The 2,863-nt window shown below is 28.5% G+C and carries 2 protein-coding genes; one reads left to right on the forward strand and one right to left on the reverse strand.

The features are described from left to right. Nucleotides 1-514 precede the first annotated feature (514 nt). The gene (gene lepA / locus OL66_RS03410; RefSeq protein ID WP_011160795.1) at nt 515-2,332 is read left to right on the forward strand and encodes a translation elongation factor 4; all 1,818 of its coding nucleotides are present in this window, start codon (nt 515-517) and stop codon (nt 2,330-2,332) included. Nucleotides 2,333-2,430: 98 nt separating this feature from the next. On the opposite strand, the gene OL66_RS03415 is transcribed toward lepA, so the two are convergent. Continuing rightward, on the reverse strand, nt 2,431-2,841 hold the full coding sequence (locus tag OL66_RS03415; RefSeq protein ID WP_034172481.1) for a hypothetical protein: 411 nt from the start codon (nt 2,839-2,841) through the stop codon (nt 2,431-2,433). Nucleotides 2,842-2,863: the final 22 nt, after the last annotated feature.

Raw genomic sequence — 2,863 nt, forward strand, 5'->3', positions numbered from 1 at the left:
ATACTTTTCAAAATATTTAAAACTTGCCATATTTTCAAATTAAAAACAAATTCAGATCGACTTTAAGTTGGTCTTTTTTGCTAATTATTTATTATAATTTTGCTTGCTATACTACTTATTTATTCTTATTTTATAATTTTTTTGTCAAAATAAAAATGTGATTTAATTGGATTTTAACATAATTTATAACTTTAATAACTTTAAAATTACAAAAAAACACTAATTTTGCACCTAGAAACTATTTTTTTGTTATAATAACTTTTGAATTAGATATTAAATAATTTAACTTTACAATGATTTATAATAGTTATTTTAAAAAACTTAAAAAAGAATAAAACAACCTTAACAAACTACCAAACCCAATAACCAAAAAAATAATAACTATAAAATATCATTTCACAATTAAAAACCAATAAAAATCATAAAAATTAATTCTACCAAGCACAAACCACATTAAAACCCACAAAAACAAACTAAAACCAACCAACCAAAATATAAAGGAAATAAACAAAAAATGAACATAGAACAATTAAAAGAAAGGCAAAAACGCATACGTAATTTTTCCATTATCGCCCACATTGACCACGGTAAATCAACTTTGGCCGACCGTATTTTAGAATTTACAGGCACAATTGACAAAAGAATAATGAAAGAACAAATTTTGGATTCCATGGACTTAGAACGCGAGCGCGGAATTACTATTAAATTAAATGCTGTAGAAATTAACTACAAGTCCAAAGATGGCAAAAATTATATTATGCATTTGATTGACACACCCGGACACGTTGATTTTAGTTATGAAGTATCGCGTTCTTTGGCAGCTTGCGAAGGTGCTATTTTAATTATTGATGCTGCCCAAGGCATTCAAGCCCAAACTCTTGCCAACGTTTATTTAGCTGTTGATAACAATTTAACCCTTATTCCTGTTTTGAATAAAGTGGATTTGCCAAGCGCAGATGTTCCTAAAGTTAAAGAAGAAATTAAAGAAACTTTGGGACTTGACCCTGAACAAGCCTTAATTGCAAGTGGAAAAACAGGGCTTGGAGTCATTGATATTTTGGAACAAATAGTAACTAGAATATCACCTCCTCAAGGAGACATTCAAAAGCCCTTGCAAGCCTTAATTTTTGATTCTTATTTTGATTCTTATAAAGGAGTTGTGCCTTCCATTAGAATCGTCAATGGCACAGTTAAAAAAGGCGATCAAATTCGTTTTATGGCAAGTAATAGTGTTTATGAAGTAGTTGAAGTAGGAGTTTATAATCCCAAACAAATTGTAAAAGATTTTTTGGCACCAGGTGATGTAGGTTATCTTACTGCTGCTATTAAAAGTATTAATCATGTAAGAGTTGGAGACACCATTACTTCGCAAACCAATCAAGCTTTGCTACCTTTACCGGGATACAAACAAATGAATTCAGTAGTTTTTTGTGGACTTTATCCTGTCGAAACCAATAAATATGACATCCTTAAAGAAGCTTTGGAAAAACTAAAACTCAACGATTCTTCCTTAATTTTTGAACCTGAAAGTTCTAATGCTTTGGGACTTGGTTTTAGAACTGGGTTTTTGGGACTTTTGCATATGGAAATTATTCAAGAAAGAATTAGTCGCGAATTTGGAGTAGAAGTAATTGCTACTGCTCCTTCTGTTATTTATCATGTTTATTCTATCAAAGGAGAAAAACTTTTAGTTGATAATCCTTCCAAACTTCCATCCACTCAAATGATTGACCGCATTGAAGAACCCTTCATTAAAGCTACTATTATGTGTCCTGAAATCTATATTGGTAAAGTAATGGAGCTTTCCCAAAACAAAAGAGGAGCACTTCAAAATATTGAATATATTGATAGCCAAAGAGTAATGATTAATTATTTGCTGCCTTTTTCAGAAATTATTTATAGTTATTTTGATAAGTTAAAATCATTAACCAAAGGCTATGCTTCTTTTGATTATGAAATAGATAAATATCGTGTTTCTAAATTACAAAAAATGGATATTTTATTAAATGGAGAAATTGTTGATGCTCTATCTTTAATTGTTCATCATGATTTTGCCTATGAAAGAGGAAAGGCTATTTGTGAGACTTTAAAAGAGTTTATTCCTAAACAAATGTTTGAAATTCCTATTCAAGCAGCTTTGGGTAAAAAAATTATTGCCAGACAAACTATCAAAGCTATGCGTAAAGATGTAACAGCTAAACTTTATGGAGGCGATGTTACTCGTAAAAAGAAATTATTAGAGAAACAAAAAAAAGGTAAAAAGAAAATGAAAACATTAGGAAAAGTGCAATTACCTCAAAAAGCCTTTCTTGCTATTCTTGCTACTAAATAATTATTTGTTTCAAAGATATAAAAGAATATTGAAAAAACTCCTTATAATATATAAGGAGTTTTTGTTTTATTTATTGTTGACATTTATATTTATTTTTGTTATTTTTTGGGGGTATTTGTATTATTTTTGGATTGATTATTTTTACCATTAGGAGCAATTTGTGGTTTTGAATATATTTTACTTAAAATGAATTGGCTAAATGTTCTTCCTTTCATACTATCTACACCCATCAAAAAAAACGAGCAAAAAACAAATGGAAGGGATAAAAGTGCACATATCCAAAAAAATAATTTCACCATAATAAGAAAATTTTTCATTAAAGGGTGTAATGTGGTATTTTGTTTTAAAATACTATCTATATGAAATGAAATAAACCCCGAAGATAACAAAATTACCAAAAAGAAAAGGAAATTAAAAATATTTCTAATTTGAGTTTTCCAAAAATCTATTTGCTTTCTTCCTTGTTTATCTAATTCTGGTTTAAAAATAATAAATTTGATTCTAAACATTTACTTGCCTCTTTTCTTTTTA

This window comes from Chrysanthemum yellows phytoplasma (assembly GCF_000803325.1).
GTDB lineage: Bacteria > Bacillota_I > Bacilli_A > Acholeplasmatales > Acholeplasmataceae > Phytoplasma > Phytoplasma asteris.